The organism is Glaciecola sp. KUL10 (assembly GCF_003203515.1).
In the GTDB taxonomy this organism is placed as follows: Bacteria; Pseudomonadota; Gammaproteobacteria; order Enterobacterales; family Alteromonadaceae; genus Glaciecola.
Genome location: NZ_BGNG01000003.1, coordinates 72,289 through 98,102, shown reverse-complemented (window position 1 = coordinate 98,102; position 25,814 = coordinate 72,289). Strand labels below are relative to the sequence as shown.

The following is a 25,814-nucleotide window of genomic DNA, read 5'->3' as shown; positions in this document are numbered from 1 at the left end:
TGGACGAGTCTTTATGATGTTTAAAAACTTCTTACTTTTGGGCCTTTTCTTATTAACGCCCTTAGAAGCAATAGCACAAGGCATAGAAGCGGTTACTGTCAGCACAAACGCAGATGGTGACCAAGAATATTCAATGACGCTTCAAGCCTTGTTTATTATGTCGGCGCTAAGCCTTATACCTGCGTTTATCATGATGATGACTTCGTTTACGCGGATCATTGTTGTGCTGTCTATTTTGCGTCAGGCGATTGGTCTTCAACAATCCCCGTCAAACCAAATTTTAATTGGTATCAGTTTGTTTTTATCCATGTTCATCATGGCGCCCGTCTTTGAAGAAGTTAACGAAACGGCATTACAACCCTATTTAGAAGAAACGATGACTTCTAAACAAGCGTTTGAAGCAGCTAAATTACCGATGCGAGAATTTATGCTCTCTCAGACACGCGTCAAGGATTTAGAAACTTTTGTCAGAATTGGCGGTTATGAGGATTTATATGACGATCCTGCTGATGTACCACTGACCGTGTTAATTCCTGCTTTTGTCACCAGTGAATTAAAAACTGCGTTTCAAATAGGCTTTATGTTATTCATTCCTTTTTTGATATTGGATTTGGTCGTAGCGTCAATTTTGATGGCAATGGGTATGATGATGTTATCGCCTATGATTGTTTCACTGCCATTCAAACTCATGCTCTTTGTATTAGTCGATGGCTGGAATTTGATATTCGGTACTATTGCGACCAGCTTTGGGATGGGAGTCTGACATGTCACCTGAATTGTTTGTCGAAATCCTACAAGAATCGATGTTTATTGTAATTGTGATTGTTTCATTTGTCATTCTGCCTGGCCTAGTGGTGGGTTTAGTCGTAGCGGTTTTTCAGGCAGCGACGTCGATCAATGAGCAAACCATGAGTTTTTTACCGCGTCTACTTATTACCTTACTCGTATTGAGTTGGGGCGGTAATTGGATCGTACAAAAGATGATGGATTTTACCTTTTTCATGGTCGATAGCATTCCGCAGGTCGTAGGCTAATCCGTGGATATTTTGTCCAGCACCATCATGAATTTTTTGTCAGACTATATGCTGCCCTTCATGCGTATATCTGGTTTATTTGCTGCTATGGTGGGCTTGAGTGCAAGAACCATTTCGGTTCCGGTAAGAACGCTATTAACCGTTATGTTAACTCTGATGATTGTGCCTGTTGTGCCGCCGGTGCCAATTGATGATTTGGTAAATCTAGGCGCATTTTTACTGGTAATAAAAGAGCTACTGATTGGCGTTGCGATTGGTTTTATCTCAATGATGGTACTCGAGACTTTTGTGCTTGCTGGTCAAATTATCGCAATGCAGACAGGTTTGGGTTTTGCGTCAATCGTTGATCCGATGAATGGTGTTAATGTGCCAGCTGTCGGTCAATTCTATTTGATATTAGCAACACTTATTTTCTGGACGGTCGACGGGCATTTAGCCATGATTCAAATGATCGTCATGAGTTTTGAAGCATTCCCAGTCGCTGAATCTTGGTTTAGCCCAACGCAACTTAAAGATATTGCGCACTGGGGAGGCTGGATGTTTATTATGGCACTGACCATCGCTTTAGCGCCGATTGTATCGCTACTAATCGTCAACCTAGCTTTTGGCGTCATGACTAAAGCGGCACCCCAGTTAAATATATTCAGTTTAGGCTTCTCAATCGCCCAAATCATGGGTTTGGTGATCATCTATATTACGTTGACCAACCAAACATTCCACTTTCAACAACATTGGCAACGTGGACAGCAGTTCATGTGTGAGTTACTGACAATATGCTCATAAAGAGTGTGTTCATAACACGCCTACGCAGTAAAGGGGGAGTTATTCATGGCTGATAATGATTCGTTTGAAAAAACGGAAGAACCCACGGCGAAAAAACTCGAAGACGCCCGAAAAAAAGGCCAGATCGCCCGTTCCAAAGAACTATCTACGACACTCGTGTTGATTTCTAGCGCAGTTGCCCTTTTATCCATTGGCTCAATGCTCGCCAGCGCGATGTATACGGTTTTCAGGCGTTCATTCATCCTTTCGCGGGATGAGACTTACGACAAAGACCACATGTTTCAAATCTTGGACATGTCGGTATCAGAATCATCAACGCCTGTTTTGATTTTTATGGTTATCGCTCTTGTCGGTGGCTTTTATGGCAATATCGCGATGGGGGGATTTAACTTTACTTGGCAGTCTGCGGCCCCCAAAGCCAATCGTTTAAGCCCAGTACAAGGGTTTAAACGCATGTTTGGCGTCGAAGCCTTAGTTGAATTACTCAAAGGCATCGCCAAAGTCGGTGTCATTATGTTGATGGCTTATATTTCCTTAATAGTCTTTAAAGACGAAGCTTTGCATCTTGATATGGAACTCTATCCTTTAAGCATATTCCACGCCCTAGAGATGATTGAATGGGCTTTTCTGTTGTTGTGTTTGGGAATGATACCAATCGCAATCATTGATGTACCGTTTCAAAGTCATAAGCACCACAAAGAAATGAAAATGACCCTTCAGGAAGTGAAAGATGAGCGTAAAAATTCAGAAGGTGACCCACAAACCAAAGGGCGTATTCGCCGTCTACAATATCAAGCCTCTGCGAATCGCATGATGCAAGACGTGCCAAGTGCAGATGTCATTGTAACCAACCCAACTCACTATTCTGTAGCCTTAAAATATGAAGATAATGGTGAGCGAGCGCCAGTATTAGTTGCTAAGGGAATTGATGAGTTAGCGATGCACATTCGTAAGATTGGTGGCGCACATGGCATCCCAATCATTGAGTCACCCATGCTTGCACGTGCTATTTATTATTCAACTGAAGCTAATCAGGAGATTCCGCATAAGTTGTTTATGGCGGTTGCTCAAGTACTGGCTTATGTCTATCAGCTTAAGGCTTATAAGAAAGGCAAGGGCAAGCGTCCTAAACCGCTCAAGAAAGAGTTTGATATCCCACCAGAGTTACGCCGATAAACGCCACTCATCACCATCGTTCCCGCACATGCGGGAACCTCCTTGGAACATAGCAATCTCTAAACATCAACCACCACTCTCCGTAAGCCATATTCAGCTTTTGCCAGATGAGCATTTTCCCTTTATAAAACCACTTTACGGCATCCATGCCCGTTTCTAGCGCCACGTCCTTGTGGCACAAGATTTTATAAAGGGGAAACGCTCATCTGACGCGCTGAATGTTCTTTGGTAATGATTGCTCGATAGTTTGATTGGATTGGCTGTTGATTTGCGAGATTCCTTCCTACGAAGGAATGAGGATTAAACTTGCAACAACAAAGAATCGTCACAAACAAATATAACACCGAAGAAACGTCATTCCCTTGAAAAATGGAACCTCGTTGGAACATAGTAAACCTAACATCCGCCACCGCACTCCACCTTTTAATAACAAGCTCAACCATTTGGCACGTTAGTTGAAATACCTCTATCAGAATAAAACCACACGTCAAAAAATTGGTATATGCAGTTATCCACCGCTTTTCAGAAAATAGATCGAAATCAGCTTAAAACGTTTACCGCAGGCTTAGGGGCACCGATAGTGGTCTTGGCCTTGATGGGTATGGTTATCTTGCCGATGCCACCGATTCTTTTGGATGTGCTTTTTAGCTTTAATATTGCACTTTCTCTTGTGATTATTTTGGTTTGTGTCTTTACAAAACGTCCAATTGATTTCGGTATTTTCCCGCTTGTGTTGTTAGTCGCGACAGTTTTACGTCTTGCGTTGAATGTTGCTTCTACTCGAATCGTATTGCTCTATGGCCATGAAGGCGGTGATTCTGCGGGTAAAGTGATTCAGGCGTTTGGTGAAGTTGTTATTGGTGGTAACTATGCGGTTGGTGTGGTGGTGTTTGCAATCTTACTTATCATCAACTTTAAAGTAGTGACTGAGGGCGCTGGGCGTATCTCGGAGGTTAACGCTCGCTTTACCTTGGATGCGATGCCCGGTAAGCAAATGGCAATTGATGCTGATCTAAATGCAGGTTATATCGACCAAGATCAAGCAAGGCAGCGACGTGAAGAAATTACCACTGAGGCAGATTTTTATGGCTCGATGGACGGTGCATCAAAATTTGTGAAAGGCGACGCAATAGCCGGCCTATTTATTATGTTGATCAACATTGTCGGCGGATTATTTATCGGTATGTACCAACACTCATTGTCATTTGGCAATGCAATGGAGGTTTACACTATTTTGACGATCGGTGATGGACTTGTTGCTCAAATTCCTTCGTTATTATTATCAGTAGCCACTGCCATCATTGTCACACGCGAAAATGAAACGCAAGAAATGGGCGCTGAGATAAGCGAACAACTATCTAATCGGAAAGCACTTTACATCACTTCAGCGATTTTATTTGTCATGGGGATTGTGCCAGGCATGCCTCATTTCGCATTTTTAACATTTTCTTTCGCAGTTGGTGGATATGCATATTATCGCGACTACGCTGCCAAGAAACTGGCAGAGGAAGCGGCATTGGTTGAGACTATGCCAAAAGAAATTGGTGGGCCAGCTGAAATAAAAGAATTGAATTGGGATGATGTTCATCAAGTCGACACCATTGGGTTGGAAGTCGGATACCGCCTAATTCCGTTGGTTGATAAGTCGCAAGGTGGCGAATTATTGACAAGAATTAAAGGAGTACGGAAAAAACTGTCACAAGAGCTCGGCTTTTTGGTACCGCCCGTTCACATTAGAGATAATCTAGACTTTGCACCAAACGCTTATACTATTTCAATGATGGGGGTCACTATTGGTGATGCAGAAATTAGCCATGATGCCGAGTTGGCTATAAACCCTGGCCAGGTCTTCGGGAAGTTGGAAGGCACTGCAACCAAAGATCCAGCGTTTGGTTTAGATGCTGTCTGGATTAAACCGAATCAACGCGACCATGCGCAAACACTTGGTTATACCGTTGTTGATGCAGCGACAGTTGTAGCCACACATCTTTCTCAACTTCTCACTACCAACGCGTATCAATTACTTGGACACGAAGAAGTACAGCAATTGTTGGATATGTTAGAAAAATCAAACCCTAAATTAGTTGAAGGCCTAGTGCCCGACATTTTGTCGCTAAGTACAATGGTTAAAGTCCTCCAAACACTGCTCTACGAAGGTGTACCTATTCGTGATATGCGTACAATTTGTCAAACACTTGCTGAGTATGGGCCGAAGAGCCAAGATCCCGATGTGTTAGTTTCGGCATTGCGTATCGCGCTTAAACGTTTGATCGTTCAAGAAATAACCAATGGTAACAATGAGATACCCGTTATTGCTTTGGCGCCTGAATTGGAACAGATGTTGCATCAGTCTCTTCAGGCAGGTGGGGAAGACGGCTCTGGTATTGAACCTGGACTGGCTGAAAAACTTCAAGAGTCGTTGAGTGAAGCTAGTCAGCAGCAAGAGCTAGCAGGTGAGCCTTCTGTTTTACTAACGTCAGGCATGTTGAGACCCGTTTTATCAAGATTTTTGAAAAATGCAGTCAGCGGCTTACATGTACTTTCGTATCAAGAAATTCCTGATGATAAACAAATCAAAATTGTGTCATCAGTTGGTCAATAAACTGACATCAAAGAGATGTTGACGAGGACATTATGAAAATTAGACGTTTTTTTGGCAAAGATATGCGAGAAGCGCTCAAACAAGTCAAAGACGAGTTGGGTGGCGACGCTGTCATTATGTCTAACAAAAAAGTGAATGGCGGCGTTGAGCTTGTTGTTGCGGTTGATAAAGAAACCGAAATTCAAACTCAAGCATCCCCCGTTCACCGGGTTTCATTGGCCGATGAAAACAAAAAGTCAGGAAAGACTTCAACACCCAGTCTTCGTGATATTATTGGCGATGATGGACCTGATAGTTTAAAAGCCTTGCTTGAAAAACAAAACAAAGCGAGCCTCACTGATGTACCTGAACGGGTTGAACGTTCTTCAGGCCTAGCGCGATCATATAATCTAGATGAGCCGATGGAGAAACGTCAGAGTGAGTCTCGTTTAACTAATGACTATGTAAGAACGCCGGTGAGTAAAAGTACTGATGAATTTTACAGTGAAGCCGTTAGTAATAGTCAAGCCTCGGATCTTCTGGATGCTACAGAGAGTGAAAGCAGTCAAACGGAGTTAACTTCGATCAAAGAAGAGTTAGCTTCAATACGTAATGTTCTGCAGTTCCAGGTATCTGGTTTATCAGATGAGAAAAAACGACGCAGCAACCCTATGCATTCCTATTTATCAAATAAGCTAAGCGGTATGGGGATTAGTGATGAATTAGCGCAGCAGCTAGTCGGTTTTGTTCCTAAACGGATTGAAGAAAATAAAGCTTGGCATTACACGCTGAATCTCTTAGCCAATCGTCTACAAATTGGTGGAAATGAAATTTTGCAGCAGTCCGGCGTTGTCGCATTAGTCGGACCAACAGGTACGGGTAAAACAACAACTGTCGCGAAATTAGCCGCTAAATATGCGCAAAAATATGGTGCAGACCAAGTGGCCATGATCACTATTGATACTTATCGTATAGCTGCGTACGAACAATTGGCGACTTACGGGAAAATCATAGGCTGCGCGGTAAAAAAGGCGCAAAACTCTGAAGAATTAAACCATTATTTATATCAATTGAGACACAAGAAATTGGTGCTCATTGATACTGCAGGCTTTAGTCAACGAGATGAGAGGCTCATCTCTCAACTAGACGATTACGAAAAAGACTTGTCTTTACAGGTTAAAAAGTATTTAGTATTACCTGCAGGTGCTCAATATCAGGTTTTAAATCAAACAATTAGCGCTTACGATAATGTGCAATTAAACGGCTGCATCTTGAGTAAATTGGATGAATGCTATAGTTTAGGTGAAGCCTTAAGTGTTGTAATTGAAAATGACCTGCCTTTGAACTATGTTACTGATGGACAAAGAGTTCCTGAAGATATTAAGTTAGCAGATGCAAAAAACTTAACCATGGTGGCTGCAAAGCTTTATAAAAAGTATGGATTAGCGCATACTACGCCATCAAAACTAACCGAAGCAGTCCGTGCAATATGATTGTCGACCAAGCGAGTAGTTTACGAAAAATGAATCAAACTAAGCTTATCAAAGTTGTTGCAGTCACAGGTGGTAAGGGTGGTGTTGGCAAAACTAATATCACTTTAAACACTGCAATTTCACTGGCCAAACAAGGTCGAAGAGTCATGGTGCTAGACGCTGACTTAGGGTTAGCCAATGTCGATGTGCTATTAGGATTACGTGTTGATAAAAACTTATCTCACGTGCTCAAAGGTGAATGCACACTGGATGAAATTTTAGTGACTGGGCCACATGGCGTTAAAATTGCGCCGGCCACTTCCGGAACGCAATCTATGGCAGAGCTCAGTCCGACTGAACATGCCGGTCTAATTCGAGCATTTAGTGAATTGCGAACGGATATTGATACACTTATTGTCGATACCGCTGCTGGTATTTCAGATATGGTCATGAGCTTTTCAAGAGCCGCACAAGACGTCGTCGTGGTCGTTTGTGATGAACCAACGTCGTTGACCGATGCTTATGCACTCATCAAAATTCTCAACCGTGAACATGGTGTATTTAAGTTTAAAGTCGTTGCCAATATGGTTAGAAGCAGCAAAGAAGGCAAAGAGTTATTTAGCAAGCTTTCAAAGGTCACCGGAAGGTTCTTAGATGTTGCGTTAGAACTAGTCGGCGTCATTCCGTTTGATGAAAATGTCAGAAAGTCCGTCCGCAAACAGGCAGCGATTGTTGATGCTTATCCATCATCTCCTGCAGCCGAAGCGATAACTGAGTTCTCCAAAAAACTAATGTCTTGGCCTGTTCCCTCGGCCCCAGGTGGTCATTTAGAGTTTTTTGTCGAGCAGTTAGTATCTAGAAACGAATAGGTAATTTATCAGTGAGTAACAAAGCCGCAGTATATCAACAACAAATTGATAAAAATCAGTTAGTAGAGCGTCACGCGCCTCTCGTTAAGAGAATTGCTCATCACTTAATGGCAAGATTGCCGGCAAGTGTCCTTGTGGATGATCTAATTCAAGCAGGTATGATTGGATTATTGGAGGCCGCAAAGAATTTCGATGGTTCTAAGGGCGCTAGTTTCGAAACCTTCGCAGGTATTCGTATTCGTGGTGCCATGCTTGATGAAATTAGAAAAGGCGATTGGACACCGAGGTCTGTGCATAAAAATAGCCGCGCAATCACTGAGGCCATCTCACGAGTCGAAAAAGAAACGGGTAGAGATGCGAGAGACGTCGACGTCGCGGAAAAGTTAGAAGTTAGCTTAAAAGATTATCACCAGATGTTAAACGAAGTGAATGCTGGAAAGTTAATCGGAATAGAAGACCTAGGCGTGAGTGAAGACGTGCTCAGCAGCGAAGAAAATAAAGGATCTAACACTCCATATGAAGAAATGGTGCAAGGATCATTTCAGAAAGCGCTGGCTCGGGCGATAACAACATTACCAGAGCGTGAAGCGATTGTGCTATCTCTGTACTATGATGAAGAATTAAATTTACGTGAAATTGGTGAAGTGCTTGAGGTCAGTGAATCTCGGGTGAGTCAAATTCACAGTCAAGCCATGTTGAAATTGAAGTCAAAAATGCAGTCATGGCGAGTAGCTGACTAATTTTTTTGAATTGTTTTGGATTATAAACCTCACTGGAGGCGGTTTTGGATAAAAATATGAAAATTCTTGTTGTTGACGACTTTTCGACAATGAGACGGATCATCAAAAATTTACTTAAAGATTTGGGCTTCACCAATATTCAAGAAGCAGACGATGGCAGCACTGCATTGCCAATGCTTCAAAATGGTGATTTTGACTTTGTGGTAACTGACTGGAATATGCCGGGCATGCAAGGAATTGATTTGCTTCGCGCGATTCGTTCAGACGATAGCCTTAAACACCTGCCAGTGTTGATGGTGACCGCTGAAGCTAAAAAAGAACAAATCGTGGCAGCAGCGCAAGCTGGTGTAAATGGCTACGTAGTAAAACCATTTACTGCTGCAACACTCAAAGAGAAACTAGACAAAATTTTTGAACGTCTGGGTTAACAACGTCTATCCAAGCGAGGTAACGTTGAATGACAACGACAGAAAAAGATCTCATTTCCCTTGATGAGGCTCGTCAGCTTGTTGAGTACTTAGAAGCTAACGACAAAGCATCTGCCAACTCTTTGGTAGAAGCTATCACTATGAGAGAATCCACGGAACTTTTCTCAGAAGTTGGAAAGCTCACCCGACAGCTGCATGATTCATTAAGAACGTTTCAAGTTGATGATCGCATTATGGGGTTAACGCAAGACGAAATTCCTGATGCTCGCACGCGATTAAACTACGTCATTGAAGAAACCGAAAAGGCCGCTAATACAACAATGGACGCTGTTGAACGAAGCATGCCAATAGCAGAAACCATAAATGATCGTTTAAGCGCAATTATGCCTGAATGGGAAAAGCTGATGGGCAGGCAAATAGAACTTGGTGAGTTTAAATCGCTTTGTCTAGAGCTAGATGAAATTCTTAAGTCGACAAATAAAGACTCTGCTATTTTAAATGGGCTATTAACTGAGGTTTTGATGGCTCAGGGTTATCAAGACCTTACTGGGCAAGTTATTCGCCGAGTAATTGAGTTGGTAAAAGAGGTGGAAGAGAGTTTGGTTTCTATGCTGACGGCATTTGGGGACCAAGAACTTAAAGATAAACCTCAAAGATCCGAAAAAGAATCCGATACAGTAAAAGCCGAAGGGCCAATTATCGATGCAGCAGAACGCGAAGACGTCGTATCTGGACAAGATGACGTTGACGATCTGCTGTCAAGTTTAGGGTTTTAAGGAGCCAACGAATGTCGTTTGAAGTTGACGAGGACATATTACAAGACTTTCTAGTTGAAGCTGGAGAGATACTTGAACAACTCCAAGAACAATTAGTTGATTTGGAAAATAATCCCGAAGATGGTGATTTGTTAAACGCTATCTTCCGTGGTTATCATACCGTTAAAGGGGGCGCTGGATTTTTGGCGCTAACCGAATTGGTAGAGATTTGCCACGGCGCGGAAAATGTTTTCGACATCATGCGAAATGGCCAACGAACGCTGACGCCTGAGCTAATGGACGTGATATTGCAAGCGACAGATGTTGTCGTGGAAATGTTTGAACGCGTCCAAGCTAGAGAGCCGCTTGAAGCTGCAACACCGGAACTTATTGAGCTGCTACACAAACTAAGTAAGCCAGAAACAGCAGATGAGGTTATCGAAATAGCAGAACCGGAAGCTGGTTCTGAAGAGCAAACCGACGTACCCGCTGTTGAAGAAATAGAAGAAACGACAGCAGAAGCAAACCAAGAAGAACCTGAACTTGTAATCGAAAACGCTGCCTCATCAGGGTCAGATTCGGCGATTGATGAAATTACTGAGGACGAATTTGAAGCGCTATTAGACGAGCTTCATGGAGACGGCGCGCCAAATGCGGCAGCACCTCCGTCCACAGAAGCCAGTACACCTGAAGATAAATCAAGTGGTGATTCAGTGGGTGACCAAGATATCACTGATGATGAATTTGAAGCACTCTTAGATGATTTACATGGAAAGGGAACATTTAAGGCAGAAGCCAAAGCGTCAGATAGTGAATCCGCGCAAAAAACCACAGATTGCGATGAAGAGATAACAGACGACGAATTTGAAGCCTTGTTAGACCAACTTCATGGAGAAGGCAAAGGCCCAGCAATAGAACAGCCTAGCTCAAAAGCAGTTGCCGAGGAAAAACCGTCAACTCAAGATACACAACCCAATGATTCGGGAAGTAAGGCCGACAAAGCCGATGCAAAAACCAAACCCGCAGCAAAAACAGTTGAAGAGAACAAGCCAAAAACACCAGCGGTTGAAAGTAAGTCTAGTGCGGTTTCCAAACCTGCACCTGCAAAGGCTGCACCTAAGCCACCCGCTAAAAAAGACGACAAAAAGCCAGCAGCAGCCGCGCCTCAAGCTGAAACGACAGTTAGGGTAGATACGCGGAGACTAGATCAGATAATGAATATGGTCGGAGAATTAGTACTTGTCCGAAATCGGCTACTTAGCTTAGGTATAAACAATGCCGATGAAAGTATGTCGAAGGCGATTGCAAACCTCGATGTTGTAACCGGCGATTTACAAGGTGCGGTAATGAAAACCCGTATGCAGCCAATCAAGAAAGTATTTGGCCGTTTCCCCAGGGTCGTTAGAGATTTAGCACGTACACTTAAGAAAGAAATCACTTTAGAACTTGAAGGTGAAGAGACTGATTTAGATAAAAACCTCGTTGAGGCGCTGGCTGATCCATTGGTTCACTTAGTCAGAAATTCTGTCGACCACGGTATCGAAATGCCCGATGACCGTGAGGCCGCAGGTAAGCCTAGAATGGGAATCGTCAAGCTTTCAGCTTCACAAGAAGGTGACCATATACTGTTGACCATCAAAGATGATGGTAAAGGTATGGACCCAGAAAAATTAAAAGAAATTGCCATCAGCAGAGGCGTGCTTGACGCTGATTCTGCGGCAAGAATGTCAGATGTTGAAGCGTTCAATTTGATTTTCGCGCCCGGGTTTTCGACCAAGGTTGAAATCAGCGACATTTCGGGTCGCGGTGTCGGAATGGACGTTGTAAAAACAAAAATAAACCAGTTAAATGGTTCAGTTAACATCGATTCAGAATTAGGCAAGGGGACAACTCTAGAGATAAAAGTCCCTCTAACCTTGGCAATTTTACCCACGTTGATGATCGTTGTCGGTGAACAAACGTTTGCTCTGCCATTGGGTTCAGTTAATGAAATCATCAATATGGACATCAGTAAAACGAATACTGTTGACGGTCAATTAACTAAAATTGTTCGGTCAAAAGCGATTCCTTTGTTCTACTTAGGTGAGTGGTTAAATCGAAATGGTGGTTCAACTGATCGTACCAAGGGACATGTTGTTGTTGTTCAAATTGGTACGCAGCAGGTTGGTTTTGTCGTTGATTCTTTGATCGGCCAAGAAGAAGTGGTTATTAAACCTTTAGATGCATTACTACAAGGTACTGCAGGGATGGCAGGTGCGACAATCACCTCTGATGGTGGTATTGCGCTTATTTTGGATATTCCAAGTTTACTTAAGCGCTACGCATAGTCTAAATTGTAACAATCATGGGCAACGATCCGTTGCTCACTGAGCATTCACGGGTGGTTAAATGCGTTACAAGGTGTTGGTTGTCGATGATTCAACCTTTTATCGCCGGCGCTTGTCTGCATATTTTGATGAAGACCCTTTTTTAGAGGTCATAGCCCAGGCAAAGAACGGTCTAGAAGCAATCGAACTCGCCAAGGAGCATCGCCCCGACATCATAACTATGGACGTTGAAATGCCGGCAATGGATGGTATTGAAGCAGTCAAAAAGATTATGAAAGAAGCACCAACGGCGATCATGATGATCTCCTCGTTGACAAAAAAAAACGCACCGTCAACCCTAGAGGCTCTTGCTGCAGGGGCGTTAGATTTTATGCCAAAGAACTTCGATGACATGTCAGATAAAAACACAGCTGCAATTGCTGCCTTGAGAAGACGTTTAAAAGTACTTGCCAGACAGCAAAAACAAACTAAAGAGCGCGTAAGAAAACAAGCTCGTCTTGTTACCGCAAAAAAAGAACCGAATACAAATTCTAGCAGTTTGACTACGTCAGATTCGATGTCTGTGTTCACCCAACTACAAAAAGCCAGCGGTAAGCAATATAAGTTAGTCACATTTGCAGCTAGTACCGGAGGTCCTCAAGCTCTTCAAAAGACACTTGATAAATTACCTCCAAATTTTCCGTTACCAATTGTCTTGATTCAACATATGCCAGGTACCTTCACTGAAACGTTTGCACAGCGACTAGATAAAACAGCCAAAATTTCAGTTAAGCTTGCGCAAGAGGGAGAAACTTTGAGTGCAGGAGTCGCATATTTAGCGCCAGGAGGCATGCAAACCCACATTGTTGGGCGTGGTAGGCAAGCTAAGTTTTCTATAAGAGAGACTCCAAATAAGAAAGGGTTGGTTTTCTCACCAAGCGCAGATATAACGTTCGAGTCAATTGCTGATAGCTTTGGGCACGAAGTGCTAGCAGTCGTATTAACTGGCATGGGAGATGATGGAACGAAAGGGGCTAGAGCACTCAAACGACTCGGCGCAACGGTTTGGTCTCAAGACCAAGCTAGTTGCGTGGTGTATGGTATGCCAAAATCCATCAATAAAGCGGGTTTAGCCGATCGCGTCATACCACTTGACTTTATGGCTCATGATTTGCTTACGGAATTAAATAATTCAACTTTAATTTCGCACCTAAATGCAAACTTGGACAATAGCCAACCAAAAAGGCGGAGTTGGTAAAACAACCACTACTGTGACCCTAGCCGGTAAGCTTGCACAAAATGGTAAAAAGGTCTTGTTAGTTGACCTCGACCCCCATGCTTCATTGTCTACTTATCTTGGTTTAGACTCTGAGCGATTAGAGCACTCGGTTTATGAACTTTTTGAAGCTGATCGGTCGGTTAACAAGCAAGTCCTAGAAAGTATTATTTATGATACGAAAATCGATAATATAGCTTTAATGCCAGCGAGTATGACGCTAGCGACCTTAGACAGAACGACGGGCTCTCAAAGTGGTAAAGGGTTGACCTTGCGAAACGCTTTGTCACTTGTAAATAATGATTTTGACTATGTTTTGATAGACTGCCCACCGATTTTGGGTATTTTAATGGTTAATGCAATTGTGGCGTGTGACCGCATAATTATCCCAGTACAAACTGAGTTTTTAGCGCTAAAAGGTCTAGAAAGAATGATGCGCACACTTTCAATTATGTCAAAGCAGCGAGGCAATACTTTGCCTATTTGCATTGTGGCAACAATGTTTGATAGGCGGGTAAATGCATGTATCAACGCTTATAAAATATTAACTGATTCTTATGCAAATCAATTATGGAGAGGCTTTATACCTGTCGATACTAGATTTAGAGACGCTAGTGAACAATACAAGCCAATTGGACATTTTGCATCTAAGTCTAGAGGAAGCTTTGCCTATTCAAAACTATTAGAGGAATTAACTCGTGAGTCAAGATGATTCCTTTTTTAAAGAAGACGTTGTTGAAGCTTATTTGAACCATTTATTGCAAGAACCGAAGGGTGCTTTTGAATCTTCGCCTTTGACCGAAACTGATAACGAAAATGCGAAGAAAATATTACAAGCAACGAAGTTGTTGGAAAAAGCCTCGTCGGCTCAAGAAAGTAAATACTTGTTAAACACGGAACAAGGCTTTTCGGGTGAAACAAAATCTCAAGAAGACCATAAAGAAATTTCTGTTCAGGTCGAAAACAAGGAAGAAGAGTTCAGCAATGTACCAAACTCGGCAGGTTTAAAAGCGCGAATTGAAGACCGTTTCCAAGCTCTGTTTTTTGATGTGGCCGGTCTAACATTAGCGGTTCCATTAACTGAGTTAGGTGGCATACATCAGATTTCGTCAATCACGCATATAGTCGGGAAGCCTAAGTGGTTCAAAGGTGTAATGGTGAAGGGCGAAAATAAAATAAATTGTGTGGATTCTGCACAATGGGTGATGCCAGAAAAGTACAGTGCAAAAATTAAAGACTGTATTGATTATAAGTACTTAGTAATGTTAGACAAATCTCCTTGGGGCATGATGTCTGAATCTTTAATCAATACTGTAGAGTTACAGAAGTCTGATGTTAAGTGGCGAGAAGATACAAGTAAACGCCCTTGGTTAGCGGGAATGGTAAAAGAGAAAATGTGTGCATTAGTTGATGTGCCTAGCTTTATTCACATGCTAGAATCAGATGCCACTAAGAAATAATTTAACTAGTAATGCCTTTGTGAAAGGTGTAGCGGAGTAGATTACATGAGTGAAGATAGAGCAACAATGACTGCCGGCGATCCAAATGATGAAGTCTTGCAGTGGGTAACCTATCGACTAGACGAAGAAACGTATGGTATCAACGTAATGCAAGTTCAAGAAGTATTACGCTATACCGAAATTGCACCTGTTCCAGGTGCGCCTGACTACGTTTTGGGGATTATTAATCTACGCGGCAACGTGGTTACGGTTATTGATACGAGAGCACGTTTTGGCCTACCGCCGACAGAAACAACGGACAACACCCGTATTGTTATCATAGAGTCTGACGAGCAGGTCGTTGGTATTTTGGTAGATAGCGTCGCAGAAGTTGTGTATTTGCGCTCATCTGAAATTGACAGTGCGCCGAACGTGGGCACTGAAGAAAGTGCTAAGTTCATCCAAGGTGTGAGCAACAGAGGAGACCAGTTATTGATCTTGGTCGACTTAAATAAGTTGTTAAGCGATGATGAATGGGATGATTTAGGCATGATGTAATATGCCGTTTCAATACTAAGAAACCAGCTACACGCTGGTTTTTTTGTATTCAAAAAACACCAACCACCGCACTCCGTAAGCCATATTCAGCTTTTACCAGATAAACCCACTCCCCTTCATAAAAACGCACAAGGGCATCCATGCCGCTTTGGTGCCGCGTCCTTGCGGCACAAATTTTATGAAGGGGAGTGGGTTCATCTGGCGCGCTGAATGTTCTTTGGTAATGTGTGCTCAGTGGTTTTATTTTTTGGTTGTCGCACCGTAACCGCTCTTTTGTCCGAAACTTTCATCACGTAGTACCTACGAAGAAACGTCATTCCCTTGAAAAAGGGAACCTCCTTGGAACCTATACCTCTCTCAAAACTCCCAAAATTTGGATAAAATCCAATTTAAGAATATACTCACATAATCACAAAAAAATAATAAAAACAATGCAATCCATCAGCCCAACCATCTTAGTTTTGCTCGTGATCAGTTGCCTAGCAATCGGTCTAGCAATTATTGCGCTATTAGCAATCAAAACACTCAACAGAAAATTCGTGCAGTCTCTAGAAATCATCAACGGCTTGCACAAGCACGTGCAACAAAAAGATGAGCAGTTGCTCCAGCTTGATGAAAGGTTAAGTGGGCTTGAACTTCAAAATCGAGCGCAAGCGAGTAAATTGTCAAACTATGAACAACAGTTAAATATTAGTCTTGAACGCTTAGAACAAAAAGTACATGACGTACAAATGGAAGATCCAACGACTAAACGATACCACAAAGCAAGTGAGCTATTAGAAAACGGTGCTTCTATCGAAGAAGTGATGGAAATTTGTGAAATTCCACGTGCCGAAGTCGATATTTTACTAGGTTTGCTAAGAAAGAAATAATGCTTCTTAATTTCAAGTTATTGAAAAGACTTTAAATTAGTTTAAATAGTACAAAACAACTTAACAAAAATTAAAAGCATCTAGACGTCTAGACGTAAAGATGTTGACTTTTTTTCCTTTATCCTCAAAATGGCAGCATGTTTATGTTTGAGGTGTTGTGATGCCAATAAAAATACCTGCTGATTTACCAGCGCTTGATATTCTTCAGTCTGAGAATATTTTCTGTATGGACAGTAATCGAGCGGCGAGCCAAAATATTCGTCCTCTAGAGGTCGGTATTTTAAATTTGATGCCAAACAAAATTGAAACTGAAGTTCAGATTTTAAGGCAGCTATCCAACACGCCCATTCAGATTAATGTCGATTTAATTCGCATCGATGAAACTGTTCCTAAAAATACGCCCAAGTCACATATGGATGCGTTTTATCATGAGTTCACCAGTATTCAGGATAAAAACTACGATGGGCTTATTATTACGGGCGCTCCCTTGGGGGCAATGGATTATCGTGAAGTTAAGTATTGGTCGAAAATGACGGCGATTCTTGATTGGGCGCGAGACAATGTGCAATCGACAATGTTTTTGTGTTGGGCCGCACACGCTGCCTTGTACCATTTTTATGGCTTACAAAGACAGCTCAGAGATGACAAGCTATCTGGGGTGTTTGAGCACAGCGTAGATGCGCCTCAGGATGAATTATTGCGTGGTTTTGACCCTTTGTTTTGGGCGCCACACTCTAGAGTAGGTGAGGTTAAGCTCGAAGACTATAAGCGCGTTACTGAACTACAATTACTTGCCACTTCAAGTAAAGCGGGTGCATATCTTAGTGCAACAAACGATAAACGATTGGTGTTTGTGACGGGACATCCAGAGTATGATCCCAACACTTTAGATCAAGAGTATCATCGTGATTTGGAAGCTGGGCTGTCACCGCAAATCCCAGAAAATTACTATCCAAATAATGATTGCTCGCAAAGTCCATTGGTCAGATGGAAGTCTCATGGTAGCTTGTTGCTGACCAACTGGTTGAATTATTATGTTTATCAAAATACACCATTCGATTTGAGTACTTTGGGTAAACAATAGCAGTACTACTTGCTTATTGAACGAAGCTGTCTTGAAGCAAACAGGCTGAATATAACGTCAATTGAGCGAGTAACGAAGATTAATAAAAGGCAACGAAGTGCATAATAATTTAGATAAAAACAAGTCTCAAAAAACGGTGCAACAGCTTAATGAAGCTATCGAAAACCGCATTTTAGTGCTTGACGGTGCGATGGGCACGATGATCCAAGAGCACAAGTTAGAAGAGGCTGATTATCGCGGTGAACAATACAAAGATTGGCACTGTGATATCAAAGGTAATAATGACTTGCTGGCCATTACTCAAGCTAATATTATCAAAGATATTCACCTAGCTTATTTAAAAGCGGGTGCAGATATTATCGAGACCAATACCTTTAACGCGACGACGATTTCGATGGCTGATTACGATATGCAAGACATATCAAAAGACATCAATATAGCCGCTGCGAAATTAGCAAGAGAAGCTGCTGATGAAATGACTTTGCAAACGCCGGATAAGCCGCGCTTTGTTGCGGGTGTGCTGGGTCCTACGTCGCGCACAGCTTCAATTTCGCCTGATGTGAATGACCCAGGCAAGCGCAATGTGCACTTTGATGAACTAGTAGAAGCATATACCGAGTCAACCTTGGCCTTAATAGAAGGCGGAGTTGACCTGATATTAGTAGAGACTATTTTTGATACGCTCAATGCCAAAGCTGCACTTTATGCCGTAGATGTAGTGTTCGAGCAAATTGGCTACTCGCTGCCGCTAATGATCTCTGGCACGATTACCGACGCCTCAGGTCGGACTCTATCCGGTCAAACAACCGAAGCCTTTTATTACTCCATGCGACACGCAAAGCCATTTTCAATCGGGCTTAACTGTGCCCTAGGGCCAGATCTGCTTAGACAATATGTAGCAGAATTATCCAGAGTATCAGAATGCGCCGTGTCTGCTCATCCCAATGCGGGTTTGCCAAATGAGTTTGGTGAATATGACATGCGAGCAGATGAAATGGCTACGCATATAGAAGAGTGGGCAAGTGCAGGCCTGTTAAACGTAGTGGGCGGATGTTGCGGAAGTACGCCGTCTCACATTAAAGCACTTGTTGAAGTCACAACAAACGTGGCTCCCAGAAAATTACCAGATATCGAAATTAAAATGCGCTTGTCTGGCCTAGAACCATTTGTACATTAAGGAAAAATTGTGAGCGCAGAATTTTCAAGTTTTATTAATGTCGGTGAACGCACAAACGTCACGGGTTCAGCCGCGTTCAAACGCCTCATTATGGGCGAGGACTACGAGGCCGCGTTAGATGTTGCCCGTCAACAAGTAGAAAACGGCGCACAGATCATCGATATCAACATGGATGAGGCCATGCTTGATTCAGAAGCGGCAATGGTTCGCTTTCTAAATCTTATTGCCTCTGAGCCTGACATTTCACGCGTGCCTATTATGATTGACTCATCAAAGTGGTCAGTGATTGAAGCTGGTCTTAAGTGCGTGCAAGGCAAGGCAATTGTTAATTCAATTAGCCTGAAAGAAGGTATCGAGCCATTTGTTGAACAAGCCAAAAAGATAAAACGCTATGGCGCAGCCACTGTAGTTATGGCCTTTGATGAAACCGGACAGGCAGACACGCAAGCGCGAAAATTTGAAATCTGCAAACGCAGTTACGATATCTTAGTCAATGATGTGGGATTTCCACCCGAAGATATTATTTTCGATCCTAATATATTTGCAGTGGCAACAGGGATTGAAGAGCACAATAATTACGCGGTTGATTTTATTGAAGCGACGCGTCAAATTCGTCAAGAATTGCCTCATTGTCACGTGTCAGGCGGTTTATCCAATATTTCGTTTTCCTTCAGAGGAAACAACCCTGTTCGCGAAGCGATGCATTCGGTCTTTTTGTATTATGCGATCCGTGCAGGCATGGACATGGGGATTGTTAATGCAGGGCAACTTGAGGTCTATGACGAAATTCCGCTTGAGCTGCGCAATGCCGTTGAAGACGTAATTCTTAATCGAAGTGAAGATGCAACCGACAAATTATTAGAATTAGCACCCAAGTACCAAGGTGATGGCAAGGCCGCGGCAGCCGAAGATTTAACGTGGCGCGAACAAGGCGTCAATAAGCGACTTGAACATGCATTGGTAAAAGGCATTACCGAATACATCATCGAAGACACAGAAGAAGCGAGGCTAGCTGCTGAACGACCACTGCACGTGATTGAAGGGCCGTTGATGGACGGCATGAACGTGGTGGGTGACTTATTCGGTGAAGGTAAGATGTTTTTACCACAAGTCGTAAAGTCTGCTCGCGTGATGAAAAAAGCCGTTGCACATCTACAACCTTTTATCGAAGCTGAGAAAAGCGGCGTTAGGCAATCTAACGGCAAAATAATTATGGCAACGGTCAAAGGTGATGTGCATGACATTGGTAAAAACATCGTCGGTGTAGTGCTTCAATGTAATAACTTTGAAGTGGTCGATTTAGGTGTCATGGTGCCAGCAGCTAAGATTATTCAAACTGCGATAGATGAAAAGGCCGACATGATTGGTTTATCAGGTTTAATCACACCGTCACTTGATGAAATGGTACAAGTTGCAAAAGAAATGCAACGTTTAAACCTTGATTTACCCTTATTGATTGGCGGTGCAACGACATCAAAAGCGCACACGGCGGTAAAAATAGAACAAAACTACGACCACCCAGTTGTTTATGTACCTAATGCAAGTCGAGCAGTAGGCGTGTGTCAAAAACTCATCAGTGATGAACTTCGTCCAGAATACGCAGCTCAAATCTCAGCAGAATACGAAAAAGTACGCGACCAGCACGCCAGAAAAACACCGCGAACAAAAGCAATTGATTTTCAAGATGCTAGAACCAATAAATTTACCTGCGATTGGGACAACTTTCAGCCGTTTAAACCAAGCTTCCTTGGTGTGAAAACGATTGATGTCGAGTTGGAGACCTTGAGGGAATACATCGATTGGACGCCTTTCTTTTTAACATGGTCACTTGCAGGCAAGTATCCTCGTATCTTAAATGACGAAGTTGTTGGTGAAGAAGCCAAGTCTTTATTTGCAGATGCAAATCAAATGCTCGATGATCTTATTGCTAACAAAAAGCTAAGTGCTAAAGGCAGAGTAGGGATCTTCCCAGCGAACAGTCAAGATGAAGATATATTGGTCTATGACCCGCAAAGCACAGACACTCAAAAAGTCATCGGCGTTGCTCATCATTTACGTCAACAAACACATAAACCCAAAGGGCCTAACTACTGTTTGAGCGACTTTGTGATGCCCCTTACGCAAAATCGCCAAGACTATATGGGCGCGTTTGCAGTAACTGCCGGCATCGGTGAAGATGAAATCGCCAAAGCTTTTGAAGATGATGGTGATGACTATAATTCGATCATGAGCAAAGCCATTGCTGATCGTTTAGCCGAGGCTTTTGCTGAATATTTACATCAACAAGTACGCAAAGACTTATGGGGATATGCAGCCGATGAACAACTTGATAACGAGCAATTAATCGCCGAGAAATACCAAGGAATTAGACCAGCTCCAGGCTATGCAGCGTGTCCTGAACACACCGAAAAACAGCTTATATGGGATTTACTCGACGTCGAAGATAGCATCGGTATGAAACTCACATCAAGCTATGCGATGTGGCCGGGCGCAGCTGTCTCTGGTTGGTATTTTGCCCATCCTGATACGCGCTATTTTGCCGTTGCTAAGATTCAGCAAGATCAACTTAAAAACTATGCTCAACGCAAAAATTGGTCGATTGAAGAAGCCGAAAAGTGGTTAATGCCTAATTTGCAGGATTAATAAAAATGACGACAAACGAAAAGCCTTTTAGCCAGCCATGTGAAAACAATAAGGGGTTTATACTGGCTGAGTTAAAAAAGGCTTTTGCGGCCTGTAATCACGTACTTGAAGTGGGTTCTGGTACAGGGCAACACGCGGTGCACTTCGCCCCAAATTTACCCTATTTGCACTGGCACACCTCTGATGTCGAGGACTATCATTGCGGTATCAATCAGTGGATTGATGAATTTCCAAGTGAAAATTTATCTCGGCCGTTTACCTTAAAACTGGCACGAGATGAGTGGGCTAGTCATTGCAAAAATGGCAATCAATTTGACGCAATTTATACCGCTAATACCGCTCACATTATGTTAGCTCATGAAGTTGAGTTATTAATGCGTTCAATTGATCAAACATTGCCTAAAAAAGGTGTGTTTTGTCAGTATGGCCCGTTTATGGTCGATGGAAAGTTTACCAGTGCTAGTAATGCTGAGTTTCATGAAAAGCTAATCAATAGTGGGCGCGGTGGTTATAGAGATATCGACGAATTGCGAGCGTGGGCACCTAATCTAAGTCTGAATAGAGTTGTTGAAATGCCAGCTAATAACTTGATGTTGATTTGGGAACGTTAGCTTAACCTGACTTCCCGCCACGGTTCAGTCTCGCACGTAGCCATTTACTTAAAACAATCCCTCCAAAAAAAGCACCCTAAACAGAGTGCTTTTCAAAAGTTTTAGACAGCAATCAAACTACCAAATACGAACACGATCTTCTGGAGCCAAATACAAAGCATCACCCGGCTGAACATTAAATGCTTCATACCAAGCATCGTGATTTCGCGGTGCCTGCGCTCTGTATCTGCCCGGCGCATGAGTACCTGCGCGAAGTTGATTGAGCATGCTTTGCTCGGTGCGCTTCTCACGCCATACTTGTGCCCACGCTAAGAAGAAACGCTGATCGCCTGTAAGACCGTCAATGATAGGCGCTTCTTCGCCGTTTAGGCTCAATTTATAAGCATGATAAGCCATGGCTAAGCCACCAACATCGCCAATGTTCTCTCCTAGGCTGTTGCGACCATTTACGAAGTTACCTTCTATAGGCTCGTACTCGCTATACTGCGCGGCAAGTTTATCTGCTTTTTCTTCAAAGGCAGCGCGATCTTCATCTGTCCACCAATTGCGTTGTATGCCTTTTGCATCTGATTTAGAACCCTGGTCATCAAAACCGTGCCCCATTTCGTGTCCAATGACTGCTCCGATTGCGCCGTAGTTCACGGCATCATCTGCGTTTGGATCGAAGAAGGGAGGTTGAAGAATGGCAGCAGGGAACACAATTTCATTAAATGAACTGTTGTAGTATGCATTTACGCGTTGTGGTGTCATGCCCCAACGTTCTCTATCTGTTTTCTGTAACTCGCGCTCAACGCTTTGAGCTTGGAAAAAGCGACGTAAATTTTGAACATTAGCAGTTAGGTCATCCGAACTGATTTCTAAACCATCAAAACTTTGCGGTACATCTGGGTAGCCAATTTTAGGCACAAACGCCATTAGCTTTTCTTTTGCATTTTTTTTGGTTTCTTCACCCATCCAATCAAGGTTGTCGATGCGCTCACCAAGCGCGGTACGAAGGTTTTCAACCAACTCGCTCATTTGTTCTTTTGAGCTTTCAGGGAAATACTTATCGACATATACTTGACCAATCGCAAATCCGAGCGACTCTGTGCCAGACATTTGGCTAACAGCGCGCTTCCAGCGTGGGCGAGGCTCTTGTTGACCACTTAATACAGTTCCGAAAAAAGCAAAGTTTGCGTTGTAGATATCTTCAGACAGCAAGCCCGCGTTATTGCGGATAGTGTGGTAGGTTAGATAGTCTTTCCACACATCGAGTGATTCACTATTGATTAGCTCAATCATGCCTTTGACTGGCTCTGGTTGAGTAATATTGATTTCAGGCAATACATAACCAGAAGATTCAAACAAAGTGTCCCAATCAAAATTAGGGTATTCATTGCTTAAGTCTTCACGTGAAATCTGGTTTAAGGTTAAATCACGATTTCGGCGCTTTTCACGTGGCCACTGAACTTCAGCCACCTTTGTTTCTAGGGCAATGATCGCGTCTGCTTTTTGAGCTGCTTCATTCTCGTCAATACCGGCAAATCCTAGCATCGTGATAATTGACTTTTTATATTCAGCCAAGATATTTTGAAAGCGCTCAGTGTCTGTTAAGTAATAAGAGCGATCTGGAAGTCCCAAACCACCCACACCGACAGAAAGTTGATATTCGTTAGGGTTTAATCGGTTAAACCACATCCCGCCACCAATGGGTGTCGCTGCGCCAGTTAACCATGCGTCACCAAACACTGCCGTTAAGTTGGTCACGTTTTCGATATTTGCAATCGTGTCTAAGACAGGCTTAATAGGCGTAATACCTTTTGCATTAATAGTGTCGGTATCCATATAAGCGTTGTAGAAGTCTGCGATTAGCTTTTCTTCACCGCTTAGCTCACTCTGGCTTGAAATCGTTTCGATGATGTCTTTGACGCGTTCTTCACTGCGCTCTGCCAGTGCGGTAAATGCGCCATAACGCGTTTTATCAGCTGGCATTTCAAAGTTGTCATACCATGTACCACTGGCGTACATAAAGAAGTCGTCACCCGGTTTGACGGCTAAGTTACGTGCGTCTAAATCGACGCCAAAGCTACCTAATTCAGCTTTACCTGCAGGTTGCTCTGCTGTTTGTTCAACACTGGGTGCTTGGGCTTGTTCGGCTGGTTTTGAACAAGCGCTTAATGCCAACACACTGGCGATGGATACTGCTAATAAAGAATGTTTCATTATTCCCTCTGTCGTTATTGTTTTATTGTTTTTTCTATTTAATTTTAATGCTAGCTTCTTTGGGTGCAACGCTAGCGTCATCTATAAGTCAGTTTTTTCTAATTTTAGTTCCTGCTTATCCTGCTTATAAGGTAACACAGTCGATGCTCGTTCTTTATAAGCAGTTATCCCTTGGGCTTCCTCATCCAAAAAGTGCTTAATTGCTTTATTGAATTCAGGATGCGCAATATAGTGATTTGAATAGCAAAGCGTAGGCGAAAAACCTCTTAAAATTTTGTGTTCACCCTGCGTACCCGGATTAAAGGTTTGAATGTTTTGTTCAATCGCAAACTCAATACCTTGATAATAACAGCATTCAAAGTGTAATCCAGATACGTCGGTTAATGCTCCCCAATAACGCCCAAAAAGTTGTTGGTCGTTATAGAAAAATAATGATGAAGCAATGATTTGTTCGTCTTCATAGGCAGCAACGATCATTATATTATTATTCATAGTCAAAAATATCTGCTCAAAAAAAGCTTCCGTCAAATAGCCCGTATGCCCACTGCGTTTCAAATAAGTTTCTTGGTAGCACTCATAAAAGGCTGCTTGCACCTCAGGTGTTAGTTCATAACCAGTTAATCGTTTCACCGTTACGTTTTGCTTTTCAATGTTGGCTCTTTCTTTTCTAATCGAGCGACGCCGCCGAGAGGTCAATGAATCGATGAAGCCTGAATAGTCACTGTAATTGTTGTTTTGCCAGATAAATTGAACGCTTAATCGTTGTAATATTTGTTGTTCTTTAAGGTTTTCAGATGCATCACGGTTTGGAAAGAGCACATGACAAGTACTACTTTCGGCGGCTTGGGTAATAAGCGCGATATTTTGCGACAAGAAGTGTTGAACTTTATCCGCTAAGTCTTTTGATGCGACCAAAAAGCGATTACCCGTTACAGGGGTAAAAGGGATGCCAATCACAAGCTTTGGATAATAGGGATAGCCATGTTGGTGATATGCATTTGCCCAACTGTGGTCGAAGATATATTCACCATACGAATGCGACTTTTTATATGCAGGTATGAAAGCAATCAGTTGTTCGTCGTCGTAAATTGCAATGTGATTTGGAAACCAACCTGTATGTTCTGGGCCAACAGAATTAGATACTTCTAATGCGTGTAAGAACTCAAAACTAAGAAAAGGCGTTTGGAAGTTCGGATCGGGGCTGATTAAGGCATCAAAATCAGTCCTTTTGATTTCATCAATTCGTTTGTGTTGCCGCCAAGTAAAATCCATAATACCCAAAGCATTATATCCAGTGAAAATAATAACCAATCAATACTATGCAACAAGACACGACAAAGATCATCCGTCATACTATTACACGATTACTTGCTAAACGAGAACACAGTCAGCGTGAACTGCTTGCAAAGTTAAAACAAAGAGACCTGCCTGAAGCTGAATCCCTTTCACTGATCGAAGAATTTAAAAAAGCGAATATTCAATCTGATGAGCGATATGCAGAGGCCGTTGTGCGAGGTGCGCAAAATAAAGGAAAAGGGCCTTTATTTGTAAAAAGAACACTTGAACAACAAGATATTTTTTACGCTAGCGCACAACAGTACATGCAAGAAGAGCGCTTTGATTGGTTTGAACTGGCTTTGTCAGTTAGAAAGAAACGTTTTGGAAATGAGATTCCTATTGAATTCAACGACATTCAAAAACAAAAGCGATTTTTAATGTACCGAGGTTTTGAAGATGAACACATTAAATATGCTTTAAAGCCAGATTCTTATTAGTCATAAGTTTTTAGCCACTTGCAAGGCTTAACA

General features: G+C 42.5%; 23 protein-coding genes. 21 read left to right on the top strand and 2 right to left on the bottom strand.

Annotated features, from left to right (window positions below):
• The first annotated feature begins 16 nt into the window (after nt 1-16).
• From fliP to KUL10_RS06540, 20 genes are all read left to right on the top strand, one after another.
• Nucleotides 17-763, top strand: a complete 747-nt coding sequence (gene fliP / locus KUL10_RS06635; RefSeq protein WP_110428406.1) for a flagellar type III secretion system pore protein FliP — start codon at nt 17-19, stop codon at nt 761-763.
• A gap of 1 nt (nt 764) precedes the next feature.
• A complete protein-coding gene (fliQ, locus tag KUL10_RS06630) occupies nt 765-1,034 on the top strand; it encodes a flagellar biosynthesis protein FliQ (protein WP_110428134.1) in 270 nt (89 codons plus the stop codon).
• A 27-nt stretch (nt 1,035-1,061) separates the two neighbouring features.
• Nucleotides 1,062-1,817, top strand: coding sequence for a flagellar biosynthetic protein FliR (fliR, locus tag KUL10_RS06625; RefSeq protein ID WP_373415178.1), 756 nt, complete (start codon nt 1,062-1,064; stop codon nt 1,815-1,817).
• Nucleotides 1,818-1,862: 45 nt separating this feature from the next.
• Entirely contained in the window at nt 1,863-2,993 is a 1,131-nt protein-coding gene (flhB, locus tag KUL10_RS06620; RefSeq protein ID WP_110428132.1) for a flagellar biosynthesis protein FlhB, read from the top strand.
• Between the two features lie 502 nt (nt 2,994-3,495).
• Nucleotides 3,496-5,595, top strand: a complete 2,100-nt coding sequence (flhA, locus tag KUL10_RS06615) for a flagellar biosynthesis protein FlhA (protein WP_110428131.1) — start codon at nt 3,496-3,498, stop codon at nt 5,593-5,595.
• 32 nt (nt 5,596-5,627) lie between these two features.
• On the top strand, nt 5,628-7,067 hold the full coding sequence (gene flhF, locus KUL10_RS06610; RefSeq protein ID WP_110428130.1) for a flagellar biosynthesis protein FlhF: 1,440 nt from the start codon (nt 5,628-5,630) through the stop codon (nt 7,065-7,067).
• A complete protein-coding gene (locus KUL10_RS06605) occupies nt 7,064-7,915 on the top strand; it encodes a MinD/ParA family protein (protein ID WP_110428129.1) in 852 nt (283 codons plus the stop codon). The genes flhF and KUL10_RS06605 overlap by 4 nt, the downstream gene beginning before the upstream one ends.
• Before the next feature lie 11 nt (nt 7,916-7,926).
• Nucleotides 7,927-8,655, top strand: coding sequence for an RNA polymerase sigma factor FliA (locus KUL10_RS06600; RefSeq protein ID WP_110428128.1), 729 nt, complete (start codon nt 7,927-7,929; stop codon nt 8,653-8,655).
• Nucleotides 8,656-8,699: 44 nt separating this feature from the next.
• The gene (cheY, locus tag KUL10_RS06595) at nt 8,700-9,083 is read left to right on the top strand and encodes a chemotaxis response regulator CheY (protein WP_110428127.1); all 384 of its coding nucleotides are present in this window, start codon (nt 8,700-8,702) and stop codon (nt 9,081-9,083) included.
• 29 nt (nt 9,084-9,112) lie between these two features.
• On the top strand, nt 9,113-9,859 hold the full coding sequence (locus KUL10_RS06590; RefSeq protein ID WP_110428126.1) for a protein phosphatase CheZ: 747 nt from the start codon (nt 9,113-9,115) through the stop codon (nt 9,857-9,859).
• An 11-nt stretch (nt 9,860-9,870) separates the two neighbouring features.
• The gene (locus KUL10_RS06585) at nt 9,871-12,165 is read left to right on the top strand and encodes a chemotaxis protein CheA (protein WP_110428125.1); all 2,295 of its coding nucleotides are present in this window, start codon (nt 9,871-9,873) and stop codon (nt 12,163-12,165) included.
• Between the two features lie 61 nt (nt 12,166-12,226).
• Nucleotides 12,227-13,402 carry a chemotaxis response regulator protein-glutamate methylesterase gene (locus KUL10_RS06580; RefSeq protein ID WP_110428124.1) on the top strand — a complete coding sequence of 392 codons (1,176 nt, stop codon included), beginning with the start codon at nt 12,227-12,229 and terminating at the stop codon, nt 13,400-13,402.
• Nucleotides 13,359-14,132: a ParA family protein gene (locus KUL10_RS06575; protein WP_110428123.1), complete on the top strand. Its 774-nt coding sequence runs from the start codon at nt 13,359-13,361 to the stop codon at nt 14,130-14,132. The genes KUL10_RS06580 and KUL10_RS06575 overlap by 44 nt, the downstream gene beginning before the upstream one ends.
• A complete protein-coding gene (locus KUL10_RS06570; protein ID WP_110428122.1) occupies nt 14,119-14,880 on the top strand; it encodes a chemotaxis protein CheW in 762 nt (253 codons plus the stop codon). Before KUL10_RS06575 ends, KUL10_RS06570 begins: the two co-directional genes overlap by 14 nt.
• A 45-nt stretch (nt 14,881-14,925) precedes the next feature.
• Nucleotides 14,926-15,417, top strand: coding sequence for a chemotaxis protein CheW (locus KUL10_RS06565; protein WP_110428121.1), 492 nt, complete (start codon nt 14,926-14,928; stop codon nt 15,415-15,417).
• 431 nt (nt 15,418-15,848) lie between these two features.
• Nucleotides 15,849-16,289, top strand: a complete 441-nt coding sequence (locus tag KUL10_RS06560; RefSeq protein ID WP_110428120.1) for a DUF2802 domain-containing protein — start codon at nt 15,849-15,851, stop codon at nt 16,287-16,289.
• A gap of 160 nt (nt 16,290-16,449) precedes the next feature.
• Nucleotides 16,450-17,373 (top strand): homoserine O-succinyltransferase, encoded by a 924-nt coding sequence (metA, locus tag KUL10_RS06555; protein ID WP_110428119.1) that lies wholly within the window; start codon nt 16,450-16,452, stop codon nt 17,371-17,373.
• A gap of 136 nt (nt 17,374-17,509) precedes the next feature.
• A complete protein-coding gene (locus KUL10_RS06550; RefSeq protein ID WP_233499750.1) occupies nt 17,510-18,550 on the top strand; it encodes a homocysteine S-methyltransferase family protein in 1,041 nt (346 codons plus the stop codon).
• A 9-nt stretch (nt 18,551-18,559) separates the two neighbouring features.
• Nucleotides 18,560-21,193 carry a methionine synthase gene (gene metH / locus KUL10_RS06545; RefSeq protein WP_110428117.1) on the top strand — a complete coding sequence of 878 codons (2,634 nt, stop codon included), beginning with the start codon at nt 18,560-18,562 and terminating at the stop codon, nt 21,191-21,193.
• A 5-nt stretch (nt 21,194-21,198) separates the two neighbouring features.
• Nucleotides 21,199-21,804 (top strand): DUF938 domain-containing protein, encoded by a 606-nt coding sequence (locus tag KUL10_RS06540; protein ID WP_110428116.1) that lies wholly within the window; start codon nt 21,199-21,201, stop codon nt 21,802-21,804.
• Between the two features lie 117 nt (nt 21,805-21,921).
• Here KUL10_RS06540 and KUL10_RS06535 read toward each other — a convergent pair whose 3' ends face one another.
• Both KUL10_RS06535 and KUL10_RS06530 read right to left on the bottom strand, forming a co-directional pair.
• Nucleotides 21,922-24,006 carry a M13 family metallopeptidase gene (locus tag KUL10_RS06535; RefSeq protein WP_110428405.1) on the bottom strand — a complete coding sequence of 695 codons (2,085 nt, stop codon included), beginning with the start codon at nt 24,004-24,006 and terminating at the stop codon, nt 21,922-21,924.
• A gap of 81 nt (nt 24,007-24,087) precedes the next feature.
• Nucleotides 24,088-25,278, bottom strand: a complete 1,191-nt coding sequence (locus KUL10_RS06530; protein WP_110428115.1) for a GNAT family N-acetyltransferase — start codon at nt 25,276-25,278, stop codon at nt 24,088-24,090.
• Between the two features lie 47 nt (nt 25,279-25,325).
• Between KUL10_RS06530 and KUL10_RS06525 the strand changes: the two genes are divergently transcribed.
• Nucleotides 25,326-25,781: a regulatory protein RecX gene (locus KUL10_RS06525; RefSeq protein ID WP_110428114.1), complete on the top strand. Its 456-nt coding sequence runs from the start codon at nt 25,326-25,328 to the stop codon at nt 25,779-25,781.
• Nucleotides 25,782-25,814: the final 33 nt, after the last annotated feature.

Bases quoted from the DNA above. Each gene is read 5' to 3' on its own strand.
- fliP (WP_110428406.1), top strand. From the start codon at position 17: ATGTTTAAAAACTTCTTACTTTTGGGCCTTTTCTTATTAACGCCCTTA.
- fliQ (WP_110428134.1), top strand. From the start codon at position 765: ATGTCACCTGAATTGTTTGTCGAAATCCTACAAGAATCGATGTTTATT.
- fliR (WP_373415178.1), top strand. From the start codon at position 1,062: ATGAATTTTTTGTCAGACTATATGCTGCCCTTCATGCGTATATCTGGT.
- flhB (WP_110428132.1), top strand. From the start codon at position 1,863: ATGGCTGATAATGATTCGTTTGAAAAAACGGAAGAACCCACGGCGAAA.
- flhA (WP_110428131.1), top strand. From the start codon at position 3,496: ATGCAGTTATCCACCGCTTTTCAGAAAATAGATCGAAATCAGCTTAAA.
- flhF (WP_110428130.1), top strand. From the start codon at position 5,628: ATGAAAATTAGACGTTTTTTTGGCAAAGATATGCGAGAAGCGCTCAAA.
- KUL10_RS06605 (WP_110428129.1), top strand. From the start codon at position 7,064: ATGATTGTCGACCAAGCGAGTAGTTTACGAAAAATGAATCAAACTAAG.
- KUL10_RS06590 (WP_110428126.1), top strand. From the start codon at position 9,113: ATGACAACGACAGAAAAAGATCTCATTTCCCTTGATGAGGCTCGTCAG.
- KUL10_RS06585 (WP_110428125.1), top strand. From the start codon at position 9,871: ATGTCGTTTGAAGTTGACGAGGACATATTACAAGACTTTCTAGTTGAA.
- KUL10_RS06580 (WP_110428124.1), top strand. From the start codon at position 12,227: ATGCGTTACAAGGTGTTGGTTGTCGATGATTCAACCTTTTATCGCCGG.
- KUL10_RS06575 (WP_110428123.1), top strand. From the start codon at position 13,359: ATGCAAACTTGGACAATAGCCAACCAAAAAGGCGGAGTTGGTAAAACA.
- KUL10_RS06565 (WP_110428121.1), top strand. From the start codon at position 14,926: ATGAGTGAAGATAGAGCAACAATGACTGCCGGCGATCCAAATGATGAA.
- KUL10_RS06560 (WP_110428120.1), top strand. From the start codon at position 15,849: ATGCAATCCATCAGCCCAACCATCTTAGTTTTGCTCGTGATCAGTTGC.
- metA (WP_110428119.1), top strand. From the start codon at position 16,450: ATGCCAATAAAAATACCTGCTGATTTACCAGCGCTTGATATTCTTCAG.
- KUL10_RS06540 (WP_110428116.1), top strand. From the start codon at position 21,199: ATGACGACAAACGAAAAGCCTTTTAGCCAGCCATGTGAAAACAATAAG.
- KUL10_RS06535 (WP_110428405.1), bottom strand. From the start codon at position 24,006: ATGAAACATTCTTTATTAGCAGTATCCATCGCCAGTGTGTTGGCATTA.
- KUL10_RS06530 (WP_110428115.1), bottom strand. From the start codon at position 25,278: ATGGATTTTACTTGGCGGCAACACAAACGAATTGATGAAATCAAAAGG.
- KUL10_RS06525 (WP_110428114.1), top strand. From the start codon at position 25,326: ATGCAACAAGACACGACAAAGATCATCCGTCATACTATTACACGATTA.